Origin of the sequence: Streptomyces sp. NPDC058525, from assembly GCF_042719495.1 — a bacterium.
GTDB lineage: Bacteria > Actinomycetota > Actinomycetes > Streptomycetales > Streptomycetaceae > Streptomyces.
In genome coordinates, this window is record NZ_JBHXNP010000037.1 from 37,444 (window position 1) to 57,524 (window position 20,081).

Annotated in this window: 15 protein-coding genes and 1 pseudogene; 7 read left to right on the forward strand and 9 right to left on the reverse strand. The window is 73.0% G+C overall.

Annotation, left to right across the window (positions count from 1 at the left end):
• Nucleotides 1-112 precede the first annotated feature (112 nt).
• From ACFWP3_RS18830 to ACFWP3_RS18845, 4 genes are all read left to right on the forward strand, one after another.
• Nucleotides 113-541 carry a hypothetical protein gene (locus tag ACFWP3_RS18830; protein ID WP_384222180.1) on the forward strand — a complete coding sequence of 143 codons (429 nt, stop codon included), beginning with the start codon at nucleotides 113-115 and terminating at the stop codon, nucleotides 539-541.
• Nucleotides 542-639: 98 nt separating this feature from the next.
• Nucleotides 640-1,710 carry a bifunctional DNA primase/polymerase gene (locus ACFWP3_RS18835; protein ID WP_384222183.1) on the forward strand — a complete coding sequence of 357 codons (1,071 nt, stop codon included), beginning with the start codon at nucleotides 640-642 and terminating at the stop codon, nucleotides 1,708-1,710.
• A gap of 3 nt (nucleotides 1,711-1,713) precedes the next feature.
• Complete coding sequence (locus tag ACFWP3_RS18840; RefSeq protein ID WP_384222185.1) at nucleotides 1,714-3,231, forward strand: phage/plasmid primase, P4 family; 1,518 nt, start codon at nucleotides 1,714-1,716, stop codon at nucleotides 3,229-3,231.
• A 339-nt stretch (nucleotides 3,232-3,570) separates the two neighbouring features.
• A complete protein-coding gene (locus ACFWP3_RS18845; RefSeq protein ID WP_384222187.1) occupies nucleotides 3,571-3,996 on the forward strand; it encodes a DUF6009 family protein in 426 nt (141 codons plus the stop codon).
• A gap of 203 nt (nucleotides 3,997-4,199) precedes the next feature.
• On the opposite strand, the pseudogene ACFWP3_RS18850 reads toward ACFWP3_RS18845, so the two are convergent.
• Together ACFWP3_RS18850 and ACFWP3_RS18855 are read right to left on the reverse strand one after the other, a co-directional pair.
• Nucleotides 4,200-4,469 (reverse strand): annotated as a pseudogene (locus ACFWP3_RS18850) (WhiB family transcriptional regulator); the annotation flags it as partial.
• A gap of 130 nt (nucleotides 4,470-4,599) precedes the next feature.
• Nucleotides 4,600-5,871: a competence protein CoiA gene (locus tag ACFWP3_RS18855; RefSeq protein WP_384222190.1), complete on the reverse strand. Its 1,272-nt coding sequence runs from the start codon at nucleotides 5,869-5,871 to the stop codon at nucleotides 4,600-4,602.
• 288 nt (nucleotides 5,872-6,159) lie between these two features.
• Here ACFWP3_RS18855 and ACFWP3_RS18860 point away from each other — a divergent pair, with 288 nt between their 5' ends.
• Nucleotides 6,160-6,915, forward strand: a complete 756-nt coding sequence (locus ACFWP3_RS18860; RefSeq protein WP_384222191.1) for a hypothetical protein — start codon at nucleotides 6,160-6,162, stop codon at nucleotides 6,913-6,915.
• 40 nt (nucleotides 6,916-6,955) lie between these two features.
• Here the strand turns inward: ACFWP3_RS18860 and ACFWP3_RS18865 are convergent, their stop codons facing one another.
• From ACFWP3_RS18865 to ACFWP3_RS18885, 5 genes are all read right to left on the reverse strand, one after another.
• Nucleotides 6,956-8,848, reverse strand: coding sequence for a hypothetical protein (locus ACFWP3_RS18865; protein WP_384222194.1), 1,893 nt, complete (start codon nucleotides 8,846-8,848; stop codon nucleotides 6,956-6,958).
• Between the two features lie 35 nt (nucleotides 8,849-8,883).
• A complete protein-coding gene (locus ACFWP3_RS18870; RefSeq protein WP_384222258.1) occupies nucleotides 8,884-10,098 on the reverse strand; it encodes an MFS transporter in 1,215 nt (404 codons plus the stop codon).
• A gap of 144 nt (nucleotides 10,099-10,242) precedes the next feature.
• The gene (locus ACFWP3_RS18875) at nucleotides 10,243-11,958 is read right to left on the reverse strand and encodes a collagen binding domain-containing protein (RefSeq protein ID WP_384222196.1); all 1,716 of its coding nucleotides are present in this window, start codon (nucleotides 11,956-11,958) and stop codon (nucleotides 10,243-10,245) included.
• A gap of 563 nt (nucleotides 11,959-12,521) precedes the next feature.
• Entirely contained in the window at nucleotides 12,522-12,860 is a 339-nt protein-coding gene (locus ACFWP3_RS18880) for an SH3 domain-containing protein (RefSeq protein WP_384222199.1), read from the reverse strand.
• Between the two features lie 164 nt (nucleotides 12,861-13,024).
• Entirely contained in the window at nucleotides 13,025-14,467 is a 1,443-nt protein-coding gene (locus tag ACFWP3_RS18885) for an MFS transporter (protein ID WP_384222202.1), read from the reverse strand.
• A gap of 1,441 nt (nucleotides 14,468-15,908) precedes the next feature.
• On the opposite strand from ACFWP3_RS18885, the gene ACFWP3_RS18890 reads away from it, so the two are divergent.
• A complete protein-coding gene (locus ACFWP3_RS18890) occupies nucleotides 15,909-17,090 on the forward strand; it encodes a pyridoxal-dependent decarboxylase (RefSeq protein WP_384222204.1) in 1,182 nt (393 codons plus the stop codon).
• Complete coding sequence (locus tag ACFWP3_RS18895; protein ID WP_384222260.1) at nucleotides 17,090-17,782, forward strand: NUDIX hydrolase; 693 nt, start codon at nucleotides 17,090-17,092, stop codon at nucleotides 17,780-17,782. The genes ACFWP3_RS18890 and ACFWP3_RS18895 overlap by 1 nt, the downstream gene beginning before the upstream one ends.
• Here the strand turns inward: ACFWP3_RS18895 and ACFWP3_RS18900 are convergent.
• Entirely contained in the window at nucleotides 17,751-18,134 is a 384-nt protein-coding gene (locus ACFWP3_RS18900) for a hypothetical protein (protein ID WP_384222207.1), read from the reverse strand. The two genes, ACFWP3_RS18895 and ACFWP3_RS18900, sit on opposite strands and share 32 nt — an antisense overlap.
• Nucleotides 18,131-19,690: a hypothetical protein gene (locus ACFWP3_RS18905; protein ID WP_384222209.1), complete on the reverse strand. Its 1,560-nt coding sequence runs from the start codon at nucleotides 19,688-19,690 to the stop codon at nucleotides 18,131-18,133. Before ACFWP3_RS18905 ends, ACFWP3_RS18900 begins: the two co-directional genes overlap by 4 nt.
• Nucleotides 19,691-20,081: the final 391 nt, after the last annotated feature.

The window sequence follows — 20,081 nt, forward strand, 5'->3', positions numbered from 1 at the left end:
GTTTCACGGTCGGCCGGTAGCGGCTGCTCGCAGATCAAGGGCTTTTGTGATGTTGGACTTGGCTGAGTTGATGCGGCCGCGGTCGCAGCGGTGGGTCGCTGCGCGCGCCGGGGTGGGAACGCAGACTCTGCGCAACCTGCATCGGATCGGGCTGATGCCCGCCGCCGAGGAACTGCAGGCCGTTGACGCCGTCCTGGCGCTCTGTGCGACCACCCTGAGTGCCAACCGCTCCACGAACCGCAGGACGAAGGCCGGCGCACGGACCGAGGAGGCTCTCGCGCGCGACCACCAGGTGATGGCGCTGGCGCGGCAGATGCTGGAGGCTGGCTCCGTCGAGGCGCGGACGACCCTGGTGGTCGACGGCAACCGGGTGGAGGCGCAGCACGCCCTGGAGGCGGTCGCGGACTGGATGCACCAGGACGTGGAGGCGCCCGAGCCCCTGGTCCTGATCCCCCTCGGCCGGTGGGCCACGTCCATGCTGAAGGTCGTGGCTGAGGAAGGGGATGGTGACCTTGCGAGCGTTCCCGCTCTGGTCGGCTGACCACTCTTCGCCCGCGACGACGGCCTTTCGGCCCGAAGGCGCTCCCGGCGCCGGAGCCAGCAGCGGCGGCGCGCTGCCGTACGGGAAGGCGGGCGGCCGTGGAGAGTAGGGCAAGCGAAGTCGCCGCCTGGTGCGCCCGGCGGGGGTGGCCGGTCTTCCCTCTGCGCGCTGGCCACAAGACGCCCCGGCCCGGCTGCGGCCGGTGCCGGCTGTCGAGCACCCAGTACGTGCCTCATGCCGCGGCCGGGTGCCCTTGCATCGAACAGGGGCGCTGGTGCCACGGCTTCTATGCCGCCACGGTCGAGCCCGAGCGAATCGCCCGATGGTGGAGCGAGCAGCCGGTCCCCGGCGTGGGGGTCTCCACGGGGGCGGCCGGTCTCGTGGTGGTCGACGTGGACTGCCACGTCGACGGCCCGGTGGAGGCAGATCGCGTGCTTCCCGGCTTCGACGTCTCGGCGGAGGACGCGCGCCAGGTACGCACCGGGCTGGACACCCTCATGCTTCTGGCCCGCCTGGCCGGGGGGCCTGAGACGGTGGAGGACATGCGGACGCTGACGGTACAGACGCCGTCCGGCGGCCTACACCTCTGGTTCACCGCTCCCCGCAACACCCGCTGGGCCAGCTCCGCGGGCGGCGACCACGACGGACGGGCACTGGGCTGGCAGTTGGACGTGCGTGCTCAGGGCGGCTACATCGTGGCCCCAGGGACCCGTACCGGCGCCGGGGTATACCGGGCGCTCGGCGACGTCCGGGTTCCCGCCCTGCTGCCGAGCTGGCTGGCCGGTGCCCTCCAGCGCACCGGCCACCTACTTGGCTCCGCTCCCCGACCGCGCGCGGCCCGGGTGCCGAACCTTGCCCGGCGGATCGCGGCTCCGCAGTCGGAGTCCGCATGGGCCAGCGCGGTGGTGACTACGGCACTCGCGCAGGTGGCCGAGTGCGAGCGGCTGTCGGAGGGCAGCGGCTGGAGCAGCAAGCTCAACAAGGCTGCCTTCACCATGGGGGGTCTGGTCGCGGCCGGCTTGGTGCCGAGCGATGCGGAAGCCCGGAACGCCCTCATCGAGGCAGCTGTGCAGGCTCGCCCGAACCGTGAACGAGAAGCGCACCGGATCATCCAGTCCGGTCTGGTCGCTGGGCAGCGACGCCCCCTGAACCCGACGAAAGACCGCTGAGTCATGAGCTACACAAGCGCCAGCTCGGCCGTACCAACGAGCCGGGTCCCAGGCGACGCGTCCTACCAGCCGGGCCGTGCCAGCCACCAGCTGACGGCTGGGACTGCGCTCGCGCAGCCTCAGCTCCTGCTTCCCGACAGCCTCACCGACTGGGGCATGGCCCACCTGTTCCTGTCCGTGTACGGCGACTACTACCGGTACGTGCGCGACATGGGCTGGTACCGGTGGGCGGACTACCGGTGGCTCCCGGACAGCAACACCACCGGCATCCGGTACTCCGCCATGCAGCTGGCGAACAGCATGCCGCGCAGGGATCCCCGGACCGATGAGAACGTGCGCTACCCGGACGGCGAGATGGCTCGCTACCGCAAGCGCGCCCTCAGTGCCGCAGGGGCGGCCGCCTTGGTGAAGATGGCCGAGACGCTGCCAGAGCTCACCCTGGAGCCCGAGGAGCTGGACTCAGATCCGTACGCCTTGTGCACCCCTGGCGGCGTGGTCGACCTGCGCACGGGCGGGATGGTGCCCGCCTCCCCCTCGCAGAGCCACACCCACGCGACCGCCGTCACGCCGCGGGTCATGCCCACACCCATGTGGAACCGCTTCCTGACCGACACCTTCGGCGACGACGACGCCGGAGAGGAGATGAAGACCTACCTGCAGAGCCTGTGCGGGTACTCGATCTCCGGCGATCAGGCCGCGCAGATCCTGGCCTTCCTCTACGGCCTGGGCCAGAACGGCAAGTCCGTGCTGGTCGACGTCCTTCTGTCGCTGCTCGGGGAGTACGCCGACTCCGCACCTCCGAACTTCCTCATGGCTTCCCCCTACGCCGACCACCCGACCGAGCTGGCCGACCTCCAGGGGCGGCGGCTGGTGGTGTGCTCGGAGATCAACCAGGGCTCCAGGTTCGACGAGGCCAAGTTCAAGCTGCTCACCGGCGGCGACCGCATCAAGGCACGCCGCATGTACGAGAACTTCTACAGCTTCGCGCCCACGCACAAGCTGTGGCTCGTCGGCAACCACAGACCTGTCGTACAGGCTGGCGGATTCGGCTTCTGGCGACGGATGCGCATCATCGAGTTCAACCGCATCGTCCCCAGCGAGCTGGTCGTCGACAACCTCGGCCACCGGCTGGTGGAGAGCGAGGGGCCCGGCATCCTGCAGTGGCTAATCGACGGAGCAAAGCAGTACTTCAACGGCAAGGATCTCCAGCTCAACGGCCCCCAGCGGGTGAGGCTGGCCACGCAGGACTACGAGGAGTCGGAGGACTCCGTCGGCCGGTTCCTCAAGGACTGCTGCGTGATCGGCAGCGAGTACCGCGTGCTCCAGCCGCATCTGGGGAAGGCCTACCGGGCATGGTGCCAGTCGGAGGGCCTGACGCCCGTGTCCCCTCGGGACCTCGGTGGCGCCGTCCGGCAGAAGCTGAACATTCCCTCCGGAGAGCTGCCCAAGTCCAACGGGCAGCGCTACTTCCCCGGCCTCGGGCTGCTGGCCCCTGGCGCGGACGAGAGGACTGGAGCATGAGGCAGGGGCTCATCCAGGGGCCGGCGCAGGGGCTGTCCGCACCCCCCGTGCTGCCCTCAGAGAACCGCAGGTCAGAGCCCTTCCAGACCCTCCCGCAGGGGCTGAAAGGGGCCGACTTTGAGGAATCTCCTCCAACTACTAGTCCCACCTTTGCAGCTCAACAATCTAAGAAGTCGGCCCCTTTCAGCCCCTGCGAGCCTTCCAATGACGCCTGAGAACCTCTCTGACCTGCTGTTTTCCTCACAAGAGGGCGGCAGGGGTGCAGGGCGCGAGTCAGCCCCTTTCACGGCCCCTGTGCCGGGCCCCCGCCACGAACTGACGTATCCGGGAGTGACACCGATGTCCGACGCAGGGGCGACGAGCCTCTCCCAGGAGGTGAACATCGTCTGGGTCGAGGGCTGGGAGACCGTCGACACCAAGTACGACTACGTCCGCTGGATGTTCGAGAAGACCCGGAACCGGACGGGCAAGCCGCGCGGATCGATGAGGGCAGGACGCATCGTGGGGTACGCCGAGCTCGAGGAGACCGCAGAGCCCACGGAGCCGTCACGGCGCTACCGGCGGCGCGTCTTCTACGTCAAGGACAACGACCGAAGCGAACCCGGCGGGCAGTACCAGGACGCGACCCCGCACGAGGCCGTGGACCCACGGACACTGCGGCCTGGAGCCAAGGGCGAACTCACCGACCGCGCCCGGGGCCGGCGCGCGAGCAAGCCCGATTCCGGCAATGCGGAGTCCGGCCCTTCCGACGGCATGCTGTTCTGACCGCACTTTTGGCGGAACCCGGCCCCTTCAGCCACTGCCGCCGTTGAACCATCCCCGGGGAGGATTGCACGCCCTCGGCCCCTTCAGCCCCTTCCCAGAGAGCGGCAACGCTCTGACCAGCCCAGACGAGGAGGGGCCGCCCGTGGCCGGGGCTCTACCCCACGAGTCTGGTGAGCCCCTCAGCTCGCCTGCGGCTGCCCCTGCTCATCAGGAGCGCTCTCAAGGACCTTGCGCCAGGACGTGACGTTGGGGCGGCGGCGCAGCAGTGCCCGGCGCTCGCGTTCGGTCATGCCGCCCCACACGCCGAACTCGATACGGTTGTCGAGGGCTTCGGTCAGGCACTCGGTGCGGACCGGGCATCCGGTGCACACGGCCTTGGCACGGTTCTGGCCCGGGCCCTGGACGAACAGCTCTTCCGGATCGGCACTCCGGCAGACTGCGTTCTCCCCCCAGTGGTCTTCCCTGCTCAGCACCCTTGCTCCTCCCCCGTCGAGACGCTCTCCCCATGACGACCCTAAGTCGTGGTGAGGGCGTTCCGCTGATGTGTTTCGCCGCTGGCCCCCACTGCGGGCCTGGCACATGTGCCCGTGGTGTTGCTGCAGGTCACCTCTGCCGTCGTCGCCTGATCGGCCACCAGCCGCGCTTGCGCGGAGGCGCCGGCGCCGGACCCTCGTTGAACAGGAGGGGGTACTGGTCCAGCAGCGGGATCTGCTGCCGTGCCAGGGCCGCGGCCCGCTCCTCGTCGCGGCGGCGTTGCTCCTGACTCGCGCGCAGGTCCGCCTGCCGTTGCGCTTCCTCCTGTTCGGCGGCGTACGCCTCCGCCTTCTCCCGCCGCCGCTGCTGCTCCTGTTGACGGCGGACCTCGTTGTCCCGGCTGCGCTGCTCCTGCAGGGCAGCCAGCCGCTCCCGGGCCGCCGCTTGGTCGCCGAGCAGCCTCTCGTGCTCCAGACGCTGCCGGACGCGGGCCGGGGTGAGGAGTTCGCCGGCCGCTAGGTCGATGCGGCACTCCTCCAGGGGGTCGGCCTCGACGTAGCAGGCGCGGAAGTCCTGCTGCGGGGGCAGGACGTAGAGAGCCGGATCGCGGACGAGGCGGCTGGGCCGACCGCACGGAGGCGCGGCGGGCGCAAACAGCGCGGTGGCGGTTCCCACCGTCCGGGCAGTCGGGTCGAGCCACAACGGAGTGACGCCGTCCTGGAGCATGGCCTGGTGCAGGCCTCTCAGCCCGACAGCTGCGGCCCATCGCGGGTCGTGGTGGGCGAGTTCCGCCCGGCGCGCGGAGCCGGTGGCCGCCCGGCTGCGCCACTGGGGCCCGTGGTGGGCGAAGAGCCAGATGTCGACGACCCCGGCCCGGGCGTAGAAGCCGTGCCGCTCGCGCCACTGCTCGCCGGTGAGCTCGGAGTACTGGACCTCGAAGGCGACGCGCGTGGCACCGTCCGGCGAGACGGCCAGGACGTCGGGCCGCCGCCATCCGTCGGGCACGGTGATGGGCGTGTCGTCGATGTGGACCCGCCACCCGCGCAGGGTCGGCTCCTCGGCGGCCCACCGGGCCAGCAGTTCCTTCGCGCTCAGGTGCCACAAGGTCTCCGGGCCGGTGCCCCTGGCGTGGTCGGCTCCGGAGCGGTGGGCGAAGTGGTGCCGCCGCGAAGGGCTGGCGACCACCCGCGCGAACGGCCCGCAGCCGGGTATCGGGCACAGGAGCCTGCCCTCCGCCGTACGCGACCGCCATGTCACACCCGGGCTGACCTCCCCGTCGGCCCTGCCGTCCGGCAGATACAGCAGGGCCCCGGTATCCCGGTCACGCGCCCACACCTGGCGCTTCTCCTGTTGGAAGGCTCGCAGTGCAACGGCCTGTTCCTGGGGCTGGTCCACGCTCATCCGCCCAGTCTCAGCGGGCCGGGTGACCTGCGGCCGAGCCCTCCCGCGACTGTCCCGCGGGCCGGGAGCGAAAGGGCCGCAGAGGTCATGCTGGTGGCGTCCGGCGGAACACCTGCAACGGGCTACCCCCTGCCAGGAGAGTGCAGAGCTGCACGGGTTCGGGGCAACCGGCAGACCCTGGGCATACACCCACGCAGGCGTGAGGAAGTGGGATACATCAACCACCCCTGACTGGGCCGAGTAGCATCCGGCACCGACGCACAGCCCTTCAGAAGGAGCGTGACTGCCTTGGCCAACGGGCCTGTCGACACCTCGATCCAGAACTCATACGCGCAACACCTGGCAGCTGCCCTCGAAGCCAACCAGGCCGAGCAGGCGACCCTCGCCGGACGTGTGGAGCAGCTCCAGGCAGACGAGAAGTGGCTCCTCTCGGCTCTGGAGCGCACGCCGTTGGGCTCCGAAGGCGAGTCCGCGCTGCCGGAGGCGGCCCAGCCGGTGGCGGCCAGCCCCACGCCGGACGCTGTGACGGAGGCCGCGGCCGTGCCGCCGCCGCGGGCGGAGAAGCCCGAAGACGTCGGCACGGCGCCGGTGAAGAAGGCGGCCCCGGCCAAGAAGACCGCTGCCAAGAAGGGTGCTGCCGGGAAGGTCACGGCAGGGCGGGGCGCGGCTGCGAAGACTGGTGAGGCTCCGGCCAAGAAGACCGCAGCAGCCAAGAAGCAGGCCGCCAAGCCGGCCGCGGCCGCGGCCACGAAGACCGCCTCGGCGGAGCCCACTCTCGGCAAACTCATCGCCGCCATCCTGGCCAAGCACCCTGGTGAGCCGAAGAAGGTCAGCGAGATCCAGAGCGAGCTGGAGGCAGCGCATCCCGAGCGCGCAACGTCGGTCCAGACGATCCGCAACGCCCTGGACCGGCTCGTCAAAACCGACGGGCTCGAGAAGGACAAGCAGAAGGACATGGTGCTCTACACCTGGCCCAAGCCCGAGGACACCTCGGTGCCCGCCGGCGAGGTGCAGGCAGCAGATCCCGCTCCGGCAGCGGTCTGACACCATCCGCGCCCCGGCCCCGGTCGCGGAGCCGTCCTCCTCAGCGCATGCCTGGGCGCGGGGCGTTCTGCGGGAGGTGGCCGCTCTGGTCCGGCCGGGGCTGCTGCGTCGTGTGGGCCGCGCTGCCGGGTCCGGGCGGGGTGTGGGCCTGCAGGGTGCGCTCGCGTGACTGGGCGGTGATCTGTGCGGACCGGGCTGCCGTCCCGGCCGGGCCGGACGGGGGCAGCTCTCTCGCCCGGTCGAGGGCGTTGAGGGCTGCGAGGGTGGCCGGGAGGCTCACACCGAGGTCCTCGAAGTGCTGCTTGGCATCGCTGTGCCGCTTCGCGGCCTCGGCGACCTGCTCTGGAGTGACCCGTTCTTGGCCGAACTCCACTGCTCCGCCGGCCATCCGGCGCTCCAGTTGATCCAGGCGCCGGCCGGTCTGGCCCATCGCCTGGTAGGCCCGGTTGTAGGCGTCCAGCCCGAGGCCGGAGCGGTCCAGGAGCCGTGTGCGTACGTGCATGCCGTAGCTCCCGCCCGCCTTGGGGAAGTGCCGGTGCAGGGCGTCCCGGGCGTGTTGGCGCTGCTCGCCGAGTGCCTGGTCGACGCGTGCCTCGGCCGTGGTGACGTGAGCCATGAACGCCTCGTGGTCGGCTTCGGTCTCGGCGACGGTGGTCCGGGGCGTGCGCGGCAGGGTGGCCTGGGCGGCCGCTACGACGGCCTGGTGTCTGGCCTGTTCGGCGGCTGCCTCGGCCTCGGCCAGGACGGCACCGTGCATCAGCACGCTGTGGTGGGCGTTCATCCTTTCGAGCTGCCCCACGAAGTAGTCACGGGTCTGGAGGGCGGCGGCCTCGTCGGGATCGCGAGGGCGGCCGCCGAGCCAGTGCACCCCCTGTGCGGCCGCCGTGGCGTGGGCGGCGACCAGGCGGGTGTGCGCGCGGACGAGGTCTTCCATGTACATCTCGGCGTCGTGGCGGGCCTTGGGCGAGCGTGCCCGCCAGGCGGCCGCGGCCTCGATGTCGCTCATCAGCTGCGGATATCCGGGCAGCGCGGACTGCTCGGCGGGGACGGGCGGCGCTGCTTCGAGGCCTGCGCCGGTGGCGGCGGCGAGCCTGTCGCGGCTCTCGCACAGCTCCCGGGTCTCGGGAGCGGGGTGGGGGCCCAGCCGCGCCAGCTGGTGCAGGTAGGTGCGGGTGGCCTGGTGGACGGGGTGCTGCGGGTCGGGGTGGGAGGCGATGGCCTCGGCGGTCTCGGGCAGGCGCGTGGCCAGTTCGCCCAGCAGGCGGTCCTGTGCGGCATGAGTGAGGTAGGTGAGCTGGCCGGCGGTGAACGTCAGCAGTTCCAGTCGCTGGTAGGCCTGGAGGAGTTCGGGGACAGCGGCGTCGGCGGGTGATCTCGCGGTCGCGAGGGCCGCGAGGGTCTCGCGGGCCGCGGCGCGCGCCTGGACGGGGCCTTCGCGCTGTGGGTCGGTGTACCTGGCGACGAGCTGGTCCAGGACGGGGTCCGGGGGGACGGTACCGAGGGCCAGTGCCCACACGTCGCCCCCTCGTTGCCAGGAGAAGAGGGCCGGAGTGGCCGGGCGGTACGGGGAGGGGTCGTCGGGCTCGACGAAGCGGATACGGTGGTCGATCCATGTGGCTGCGTCGGTCTCCACCTGCGCGCGCAGGGCGGCCGCGTCTCGTTGGCCGGACTCGTCCGCCGTCTGGGCGGTGTCGTCGAGGTGCTGGAGGGTGTGGGCCCACAGCTCACCGGGCGGCAGGGGGTTCCAGGTGGCGCCGTCGTCGTCGGTGCTGCTGCGCAGGGCGACGGCGAGGTTCTGTTCTCGCTCGTTGTCGAGGTACCAGCGCATGGCCATGACGGGGTCGTTGATGAGGAAGGAGGGGCCGGGCTCGGACGGCCACCAGGGTCCGGTGTAGGTGCTGGTGAGGGCGTACAGGCGGCTGGTGTCGGGCACGGGTTGTCCTTCTCTCCGGGGTTCGTTCGGGCCTTTCAGCGGGTGGTGGTCGGGGCGCGGTGGCGCCGGGTGGTGGAGAGGACGGTCAGGGCTGCGGCGGCTCCGGCCAGGGGCAGTGCGGCCCCGGGGAGTGGGTGGGTGGCGAGCGCGCCTCCCAGGGCGGTGCCGGAGGCGGTGCCTACGCCGAGGGCGAGGATCATCCAGGCGCAGGTCTCGGTGAGGTTGCCCGCGGGTGCGAGGCGGTCGGCGGTGAGGAAGGCACTGGTGATCACGACGGGGAGGAAGAGGCCGGGCAGGAGGACGAGAGCGACGGCCGGGCCGGGGCCGGGCAGGGTGAGCAGGGGTAGCCAGGCGACGGTGAAGGCGGCGGTTCCGGCGAGGAGATGGGCGGTGGTGTTCCCCGGCCAGGGCCGTCGGCCGTAGAGGAGGCCGCCGAGGAGGGAGCCGGCGGCGTAGGCGCCGGGGATGAGGCCGGTGAGCATGTCGGTGGCGTGCTGCTCGGCCATGGCGACGGCCCATACGGTCACGGCCCCGGTGGCGACGCCGATGCCGGTCAGGGCCAGCAGGAGCCGCAGCAGGGCGGGGTTGGCCAGGGTGCTGCGGGAGGCCGGGTGCCGGGCCGGGGCTCTCCAGTGCCGTGAGGGTGCGGAGGTCAGGACGATGAGGGAGCCGGTGAGCCCGGTTGCGGCGGTCGCGGCCAGTGCGGCTCCGGTGCCGTACTGGCTGGCCAGGAAGGCGGCCAGCATCGGCCCGGCGACGAACAGCAGGCCTTGGCTGCCGGTGTCGGCGGCGAGAGCGACGCGGCGCTGGCCGGGGTCGGGCAGCACGCTCGACCACAGCGCGCGCAGGCCGGCTTCCAGCGGAGGTGTGCAGGTTCCCGCGAGGGCGACGAGGGCGGTGGCGAGCGCCGGTTGGGTTCGGGCGCTGACGAACGCGAGGGTGAGCAGGCTCGCTGCGTTGATGAGGGCGGCTGGGCCAGAGACCGTGGTCTGTCCGTGGCGGTCCAGCAGGCGGCCCTTGACCGGCTGGGAGAGGGCGGAGGCGAGGATGTAGAGGGCGCTGAGGATGCCGCCGAAGGCCACGGAGCCGCCGGAGCGGGTGACGAGGAGGACGAGCGCGGCGGGGGCCATGCCGTTGGGCAGGCGTCCCAGGAGCGTGCCGGCGAGGAGCCGGGCGACGTGCGGGGTGGCCATCACGTCTGTGAGGGCCGTGGGCGGGGCCGGGGCCGGGCGGCGGCCGGTGAGGGTCATCTGGGACAACGGGGTGGCTCCGGTGGGGTGGTGAGCGGGGTCGCTTCCGGTGGGCGTAGTGGCTGGGAGGGGTGGCCTCCCTGGTGCCCTGCGGGTGGCTTCGGGCCCCACCCCGGTGTGCGGGGCCCGAAGCCGGGGGTGGGGTCAGCTGCTGTTGGTGCGGGCGGTGCGGCGCCGGTTTCCGGCCCATACGGCTGTGCCTCCGGCCGCAAGGAGCGCGCCGCCGGCTGCGATCAGCCAGGTGGTGGAGGCTCCGGTGTGAGCGAGCTGTGCGGAGGGGGCCGGGGGCTGGGCGGCCGGGGGCTTGGCCGCGGGCGGCGGGGTGGTGGGAGGCGGTGTGGTGGGAGGCGGGCTGCTCGGGGTGGGCGTCTTGGTGTCGGCGAGGGTGACGGTGACCTGGGCTCCGGGCGTGGCGGTGAACTGCTGGGCGGCGGCGTCCGCCTCGTAGCCGGCGGGCGGCTTGGCCTCGGTGGCCCAGTAGGTGGTGCCGTTCTTGAGGGTCACGTCGAGCTTGACCTTGGCGGTGCCGTCCTTGCCGGTGGTGAGCCGGGTGACCTCCTTGCCCTTGGTGTGCTTGCCGGAGGCGTCGACGGTGTCGGTGTTGATGGCGATGACTGCTCCGGCCAGGGGCTTGCCGGTGGCCTTGTCGACCTTCTTGACCAGCAGCTCGCCCTGCTTGAAGGGGTCGACGATGGTGGCGGTCGCGGTCTTGCCCTCGGTGATGGTGATGTCCTGGTCGGGCACCGTGGCGTGCAGGGGGCTGCCGCTGTCGGTCTCGCGCAGCCGGTAGGTGCCCGGGGCGAGGTTGTCGAAGACCAGGGTGCCGTCGGCGCCGGTCTTGCCCTCGGCGACCTTCTTGCCGGTGGCCGGGTCGAGGAGTTGGAAGGAGGTGCCTGCCAGGGCCTCGCCGCCTGGGTCCTTCTTGCGGATGGTGACGCCGCCCGGCGCGGCGGTGACCTTGATGGCCGTCTGGTCCTTGGCCGTGGTGGTGTCGCCTGCCAGGAGCATCCGCTGGGCGGTGCTGTCGCGGGGGGCCAGGACCTTGAGCTGGGAGCCGGGCAGTCCGTCGGCTTCGGCGCCCACGGTGGTGGTGCCCTTGGCGTCGGCGGTGAACTCCCAGGTGGCGGTGCCGTCCTGGCCGGTGGTGACCTGTCCCTTCTCGCCGCCGGTGCCGGACTCGGTGAGGTGGACCTTCACCCCGGGGACCTTGGTTCCGGAGAGCGTGGCGGTGACGGTGGCCGTGACCGCGACCTTCCTTCCCGCCGGGGTCTCGGTGACCTTCGAGGTGAGGGTCAGGCGGTAGGGGCCCGCGTACTTCTTGGCCTCCTCCAGGTAGCCGGTGGCAAGGGTCCGGGCGGTGGGTGAGACGTTCGGGTAGCCGAGGCGCTGCTTGCCGCGGGTGCCGTCGATGCCGTAGGTGCCGCCGGCCAGCCACTCGTAGACGACCGCGTCGACAGCAGCCGCCTGGGCGGCGTCCGTGGTCTGGCCGTACTTGCCGACGATGTAGGAGGCGTAGGCGAGGTGTGCGTCGGGGACCTGCTTGCCGGTGACGGAGGAGGTCCAGTGCTCGACGGTGGCCGGTCCGGTGTATCCGCCCGCGGCGTCGGGGCCCTTGCGCTCGGGGTCGGCGCAGTAGGTCTCCCACTGGCCGTGGACCGTCATGCCCGGGGGGCCGTAGGCGCCGATGTGGGAGGTGGCGGCATGGCCGTCGCTGTCGGGGATGGCGTAGCCGGGGCCGTACTTGTCGGCCTGGGCGGGGGCGGCCGCCGCCGACCAGGACAGGGTGCCTGCTGCGGCGGCGGCGATGGTGATGGTGATGGCAGTCAGGCGCGTGGTCGCGCGGGCGAGAGGTACGTGCATGGGGAGAGGGGGCTCCTTGTGCTGGCTGGGAGGAGGGGTGGGCGGTCCGGACGCGACAGCGCCCGCCCGGGCTGGCTGGACGGAGGGCCCGGGCGGGCGCTGAGGGGTGGGACGCGCCGTGGTCGCTACGGGCGTCGGCGGCCGGCTAGCAGGGGCGCGCGGAGAGCGTCTCGCCGAGGCCGCCGGTCAGACACGGGCGGGCCGCGGCGTACGGGCGGATCGAGCGGTACGGGCGGGACTTCAGCGGGCGCTCGGTCATGGGGGGACTCCTTCGGGAAGAGGATCGTGTGTGGTCGGACAGCAGTGATCTCAGCAGGGACGCCACCACTCCGCCAGGGACATAAAGGGGCATATTCCGCTTATCCCTAGGGGTGGGAAAGGAGTTGGCCGGACGGTCTCGGAGGCGGGAGGAACCCGCGGGTGCCGTGGGTGCCGGTCCGTCCCACGGACCGGGGCCTGGTCCGTCGGCATACGGACGTGAGGCCCGCTCCGGACGGGGAGCGGGCCTCACGATGCAGGGGCGGGTGGGAGATCATGCTGCTGGGCGGAGACGTGCGTTGTGGTCAGCGGCAGGGCAGCTCGGGGATGCAGGTGCGGATGTCCTCGTCGGGGTGGTGCATCAGGTCGTTGCGGACCCACCCGGTCACACCCGTCCTGTTGATCTTCACCTTGTACCAGTACTGGCCCTTGGAGTACGCGGAGTCCCAGGTCGAGCAGGTCCAGCCGCGGTAGGCGACGCCGTTGATGCGGGCGCTCGTCGACGGGGAGGAGCGGACGTTGGCGGCGGAGGCGGTGATGTAGCAGCCGCTGGCCGCGCTGGCGGAGGTCGCGGTGGCCAGGCCGCCGGCGGTCAGCGCGAGAGCGACGGAGGCGGTCGCGGCCACGCGGGTGCGCATCTTCATGGTGATGTCTCTCCTGGGTGAGAAGGGTGCGGGGAGGTTGTTCACGGGGAGCCTGCGGGCCCGCCGCGGGGCCGAACGGCGCGCGGGGGGCGCGGTGTCAGGGCTCGGCACGGGCATCTGGGGTGTGGTCCCGGCACGCGGGACCGGGCCGCTTCGGGGGCCGGTCAGGCCGTGACTGCGGCGGCCGCGGGGCGCAGGGACAGGCGGGTGCTGAGCAGCAGCGTGCACAGGGCGGCCGCGAGCAGCGGTACGGCGAAGTGGCCGCCGAGGGGCCCGGCGAGGGCGGTGCCGGCTGCCAGGCCCAGGCGCATGGCGCTGGAGAGCCAGCCGACGGCTTCGGTGGAGGTGCCGGGCGGGGCCAGCGAGGTCAGGGTGAGGCTGGCCACCGTGAGCAGCGGCACGAACAGGGCGCCCGGGAGCATGGCCGCGGCCAAGAGCAGCGGGGCGGGCAGCGGGGCAAGCAGCGGGAGCCAGCAGGCCGCGTACAGGGCGGCGATGAGGGCCAGGTGGCGGGGGCGCGGGGCCGTTGCGGGCTGGAAGCGGGCGAAGACGATGCCGCCGAGGATCCCGGCGGCGGAGAACGTCGCGGGCAGGGCGCCTGCCAGCCAGGCCGCTTTCTGCTGCTCGGCGGAGGCGATCCCGGCGACGTCGAGGGCGCCGACGGTGGCTCCGAGGAAGACCAGGGCGGCCAGCAGCGGGCGCATGGCGGGCGGCCGCAGCGCGCCGAGCCGGTCGGAGCTGCGGGCTTCGGCGCGCCAGGTGCGGGCGGGGTGGGCGGTGGCGAAGGCGAGAGATCCGGCGAGCGTCGCCGCGGCGGCCAGGGCCAGGGCGGCGGCCGGGGAGACCGCGCCCGCCAGGGCGATGGCCAGGGCGGGGCCGGTGACGTAGACGATCTCCTGGGTGGAGGAGTCCAGGGTGTAGGCGGTGCGGACATGGGCGTCGTCGGGGAGCACGGTGGGCCACAGGGAGCGCAGTCCGCCTTCCAGGGGCGGGCATCCGGCGCCCGCCAGCAGGACGCACACGGCGGTCAGCGGGAGGTTGGCGGTGCCGGCGAGGGCGAGCACGGTCAGTGCTGCGGCGACCAGGCCCGCTCCGAGGTAGATGGGAAAGGGCAGTCCGCGGTGGTCGGCGAGGCGGCCCAGCAGCGGCAGTCCCAGTGCGGGGGCGATGCCGTAGAGCGCGGCCAGGATGCTCGCGGTGGCCAGGGAGTGGCCGTCGGCCTGCGCCGCGAGGATCAGTGCGACGGGTGCCATGCCCAGTGACAGGCGGCCGGTGACGGAGGCGATCAGCAGGCGGCTGCAATATCGGTGGCGCAGCACGGCGCGGAAGGACGGCGGAGTGCCGGTGGGCGCAGGCAGGGGGGCCGGAGCGGGCGTAGGTGCCGGTGTGGGCTGGGGGTGGGTGGGTCGGCGGTAGTCGGACGCCTTCGGGAAGGGCCCCCGTGCCGGGGCCGGGGCCGGGGCCGGGGCCGGGGCCGGGGCCGGGTGCTCAACGGCGTGGGCTGGAGCGGGTGTCGGGTGGACCCGGCGGCGGTAGTCCGACGCCTTCGGGAAGGGCCCGCGTGCCGAGGCGGTGCGGGGGACGTCGCGGACCTGCGCGTGGGCCATCAGCTGCCTGCCTGGGTGCGGGTGGGGGTCTGTCGAGTGAGGCCGCCCGCACGCCGGGTCGCTCATGGCTGGCGCGCGGCGTGCGGGCGGCGGCAGCGGGGGCGGGGGGCTCATCCGCTGTGTCGGCAAGCCCAACAGGGCCGTGGCCGGGCTTCAACGGCGCTTCCCTGCCTGCGGGCGGCTGTGGTGCCTGTGTCCCAGCATCTGGTGCTGCCACCGGCCGGGCCGGTCCGCCAGGTGGCACCGGCGGTTGGGCTCGCCCGCCCCGGACAGCGGTGACCCCGGTGCCCGGGAAGGTCGTGGCGGAGAGGGCGGCAGGGTGCTGGCTGCTACCGGTGGTGGCTGTGGCCAGGCTGCTGCTGGCTGCCGAGGGATTCGGTCTGGGCGTGTGCCAGCGGTGTGGTGGTCTGCGGGGTGTGTGAGGCGCGCTGCTGTGACTCTGCCGCGATCTGCCGGGCCCGGTCCATGAAGTGGCTGAGGAGGGGGCCGGTGGCGGCAGCTGCGTCTGCGCGGCTGCCGGGATCCGGTGGAGCAGCGCGGCGAGGTCCTCGCCGGTGACCGTGCCGTTCTTCTCCAGGAGCGCGCCGGCGGCGAGGATGGCCGGCCAGTGGCGGTCACGCAGGTCCCGGGCGGTGGTCTGTGCCTGCCGGAGCTGGGCGGGAGTCGCCCCTGTTGCCGCGAGCGCCTGGTAGTCGTGGCCCGCCAGGGTTGCCACCGCGGACTCCCTCAACGGGGTCCACAGCTGCTGCTCGTGGAGCCACCGCATCTGGGCGGCGGCTCCACCGTAGAGCAGGATGCGGTAGGCATCGGGCGAGTCCCAGCTGAGCTCCGTGTACGCGGAGGCGTCATCCCCGGACGTGGTCTTGGCCGGGGCGATCACGCAGGTGGAGACGGAGGCCTCGCCAGTGGCCAGGGCGACGATGGCGTGTCCGGTTTCGTGGAGTGCGGTGAAGCGGCGCCAGAGGGATTCGTCGAACTGCAGGGCCTGCTCCACCGTCATCCGCCCCTGTGTCTGGGGGGCGGCCCGGGCACGACCGGTGTCCGCTGCCATCGTCGGGTAGCGGGCTGCAGCGAGTGGCTCAGCCGGCCAGGTTGACCAGGCCGATGCTGGTGCGGAGTGCGGCCGTATCGCGGGCGGCCGGTGGCCTGTCCCGTCTGCCGGGTCGGTGACTTCACCCGGTGTCCCGTCGTACGGGCCCGGGCGGGCGCTGGTGCCTGCGGCCGCCGCTCGGGCAGGCCGTCCTGTGGGTGTTCGCATGGCGGCCGCCGGCGGCGCGGCACTCTCGGGGGTGGGGTCTCCCGCGGGGCGGGAGCCGCACGGTGTTGGCGCGCGCCGTTCTCCCGCCCGGCGGTGCCCGCGGCCGCCATGACGCCCACGACGGCGCGGGCCGGGCGTAGATGGGATGCCCCCTTTGCCGTCGACCTGCGTGGAGCCGCTGACGTGAGCGCACATCCTGCCCCGATCCCGCTGGATGCGGATCTGGCCATCGAGGACCTGCCGTCGGACACAGCCGCGGACGTCGGCCGGCTCCATGCGCTGGCCGGTGTCATGCGCGGCGAGAAGAGGCAGGTGCTCGGCTTTCCCGGGAACCTGGACTTCTCGCTGGAGGAGCTCGCGCCGCTGCTCGGGATGCTGTTCAACAACGTCGGAGACCCGGACTGCGCCGATGCCTCCGACATCGGCGCCAAGCCCTACGAGCTCGCCGTGCTGGAGTACATCAGCCGGCTCGCGGGCGCCCTGCCGTCCGACGTCTACGGGTACGTGGCGTCCTCCTCCAGCGAGGCACTCCTGCACGGGCTGGCCGCTGCCCGCCGCCGCCTGCCCGATGCCCCCGTGTACGCCTCCGACCAGGCGCACTACAGCGTCGGCCGCGCGTGCGAGCTGCTGCGCATGGAGCTGGTGACCGTGGCGTCGCTGCCCGACGGAGCGATGGACGCAGCCGATCTGCGCCTGCAGGTCCTGCTGCGCCGGGGCACGGCCGCCGGAGCGATCGTGGCGGCGACCTGCGGGACGACGATGCGCGGCGCGGTCGACGACATCGTGCTGCTGCGCGGCGCGGCCGCCGCGGCCGGTCCGGTCCATGTGCACGTCGACGCGGCCGCCGGCGGGCTCATCGCCGCGCACACCAGTCCTCAGCCCCGCTGGGGGTTCGGCCACGGCGCCGACAGCCTGAACATCTCCGGGCACAAGATCCTCGGTCTGCCGGTGCCCGCCGGGATTTCCCTGTCCCGGCGCGAGTGGATGCCGCAGGTCATGGGCGGCGAGTACGTCGGGACGTCCGACCGCACCCTGGCCTGCTCGCGCTCCGGCCTGACGTCGCTGCTGCTGTGGGCGCGGCTTCGGTCTCTGGGGCGCAGCGGCATGGCGGCTCTGGTGATGCGCTGTCAGGAGGTCGCCGCGTACGCGGTGGAGCGCCTTGAGGAGGCCGGGGTCCGCCCCGAGCGGGTGCCCGGTTCGCTGACGGTCACCTTCGACCGGCCGCCCGCCTGGATCGTGAAGAAGTGGCATCTGGCGTGCTCGGGGCCGATGGCCCACCTGGTCGCGGTCGGCCACGTCACCCGGGCGGCGGTCGACGAGCTCGCCGCCGACCTGGCCGCCGCCCGCTGGGAGGCTGCCGCATGATGCCTGCCGTGCCGGTTCCCTCTTCCCTGCTCGCGCTGCCGGCGACGGTGGGGGACAGGATGGACCACACCCCGGAGTCCGCCTACGCGCACCTGCGCGATGTCCGGCCGGACTGGTTCCTCACCCCGCCCGGGGAGGGGAGCATCAGCATCGCTCGCTGGCCGACGCCCGAGGGGCAGGTCGTCTACCGGGACCAGTGGTGGATGCTGCTGCAGGACGCGGTCGTCTTCCCCGACGGAACGCCGGACCGCTACCTGCGCATGCTCGCTCCCCGTAACGAACCGGGGGTGGCGGTGCTGCCGCTGGTCGGCGAGGGGGCGGTGGTCCTCATCGAGCACTTCCGGCATGCCACCCGGTCCTGGCACTGGGAGATACCCCGCGGCGGCGGAAGTGCCGGGCTCGACGGCGAGGAGAACGCCGCCAGGGAGTGCCAGGAGGAAGTCGGCGCCACGCCCCGGGAGCTGATCAGCCTGGGAACTCTCCATCCCGACACCGGAATCCTGGCCAGCGAGGTCGAGCTGTACGCCGCGCGGATCGACTCGGTCGGCGAGCTGGAGAGCCGCGTGGGGATCCGGCGCGCGCGGACCGTCGCCTTCGCGGAGGCCGAACAGATGGCAGGAAGCGGCCGGATCACGGACGCCTTCACCATCGCCACGCTCTTCAGGGCCCGCCGCGCGGGACTTGCCGCATGACCGGCCGAGCAGCTACCAGGCGGGGCGCGGCCCGGTAGCGGGCCGCGAGGTCGGCGCAGGCGGCGCACGGGGTGAGGACGGCGAACACAGCCAGTCCCGCCTTCCCCGCCATGGCCAGCAGCGCGGCCGCCACGGTGACCACCGCCAGCAGCCCAACAACGGCGGGCGTGCCGCCGGTGCCCGCGTCGGGCCGCACCGCAACGAGGCCCCGGCCTGCCATCAGTACGGCACTCGAAGCCGTCAGCGCGGCCGCGGATACCGTCAGCGCCATGACGGACAGGGCGAGGCGGGGCAGGCCGCGCCGGGCCAGCGGCGCCACCAGCTTCGCCAGCAGAGTCAGGACGCCCGTCACGGCTGCATGCCGATCGTGCCGGGCTGTTGCAGGTTCACACCGTGGTCCTGGAGGGCGGCCGTCGGGGGCGCCTGCGGGACGAGGGGCGCCCTGGCGGCGTCCATGATCTGCTCCACCCTCCGCCGGATCGCGTCCTCGTCCAGGCCTGACTTGCCGTGCTCCTCCCCCGCGGGCAGGCGGGGAACGGCGCTGTCCCGGACTGCCGTCAGCAGAGCAAGCTCGCCGCGCGTCGACTTGCGCCGGTGCTCCGGGGTGGGCTCCTGCTGCAGATAGCCGATCTGCCCGTCCAGAGCCGCCAGCGCCCGCTCACGGGTTCCGAAGGCCTCGGCCAGACGGCGCCCGGGCACCTGGGCCGCGATCGCACGCAGGTCTTCCGACACCTCGTGGGGAAGCGCTACGGGCGAGGCCAGGCGGCCCAGAGCGTCGTGGACCAGGTCGAGCCTGCCCTGCCAGGTACTCAGGTAGGCGGACTCGGCATGGAGGCGTTCCGGGTCGGCGAAGTACGCCGTGTCGTCCTCGGCACTCGCGGCGGCGCGGCGGGCCGCGACCGCGTCCAGGGCGTGGCGGGCGGTGAGCGAGGCCTGCCGCCATGCCTGTGCCTGGGCGCTGGCATGAAGCGAGCGGGCTGGCGCGGGGAACGCGTTGCGCAGCAGCTCGGCTTCCTCGGTGCGGCCGGAGTAGAAGGCGGCGGTGTAGGAGCGGACGGTGTGGCGGGCCTGTGCCAGCTGGGAGGTGCGGGCCGCGTCGAGAGCCGGGACGGAACTGCCGGCCGCTCGGTGGTCGCGCTGGTGGTCGCTGATGTCGGGCTCGAGGACGGCGCGCATCTGCTGCGCGGGAGCGTCGCGCAGCGCGATCTGGTCCAGCAGCCAGTCGGCTCCCGCCCTCAGTGCGGGGATGGTCGCGGCCAGAGGCTGGAGGGTTCGCCAGTCCGCGACCAGGTCGGCCCGGGTGCGGTGCGGTGCGTTCATCCGGTCGATCAGGTCGGTGAGCGTCAGGCTGGTGCGCATGATGAGCTCGCCGGTGTCCGGGCTGTCGTCGCCGGCGCGGTCCCGGGCTGCGGTGAGCACAGCGGTCAGTGGGAGCTCGGCCAGTGCACGCATGTGGCAGGTCCAGGCGGCGGCCGCGGCCGCCCATCCCGCCTCCGGGCTCTGCGGTCGCGGGCCGAAGCGGCGCGCGAGCCAGTGGCCCATCGCCTCGACCAGGTCGGCGTCGCCGGACGCGGAATCCTGCAGCAGGCGCGCCGCCAGCTCACCGGGCGTGTGCTCGAAGGGGCCCTCGCCGGTACTGACGAGGGCCAGTTGTCCCGTTGCGCTGTCCAGCTCCAGCCACCTCAGCAGAGCCTCGCGCCGCCCCCGGCAGACCTGCAGGACTGATACGCCCTCCCCCGCCGACGGCGTCCGGGCCAGGCCGGTCTCCCCCACCACGGGCACCGGTGCTTCCTCCCAGGTGAGCGGATCGAGAACAGGGCCGGTCTCGACCAGAGCGACGGCACCGGGTCCGGCGGCGGCCAGGCGAGAGGACAGGGCCTCGGGCAGAGGGGAGGTGGGCTCGCTCATCGAGGGACTTTCTGCTCGGCGGTGGGGGCGCCGCGCAGGTCCGGGGACGGCGGCTCGCCGCAGCATGCCCGCGGTCATGAACGCCGTACGTCAGGCAGCCCGTATCTCCCGCAGGGCGGGAGCACCCGGCGCGGCAGCGGCGGATCCGTCCCGCCCTGCGGGACGCACCCGCCCCGGTCCGCCCTGACGGACGGCCTGCTCGCGCAGTCGGGTCGCCCGCGGCGGCGCGGCGCCGGATCCGGTGAAGTTCGCCCGGAACAGCGGCAGGCAGGCGCCCTGCCCGCGACAGCGCACCTTCGAGGCCCGCTGCGCGGCGGCCGAGGCTGATCAGGTCCTCGCCGATGCCGTCATCGGCCCGGACACGGACGGCCATCGCGCACCGGGCACGATC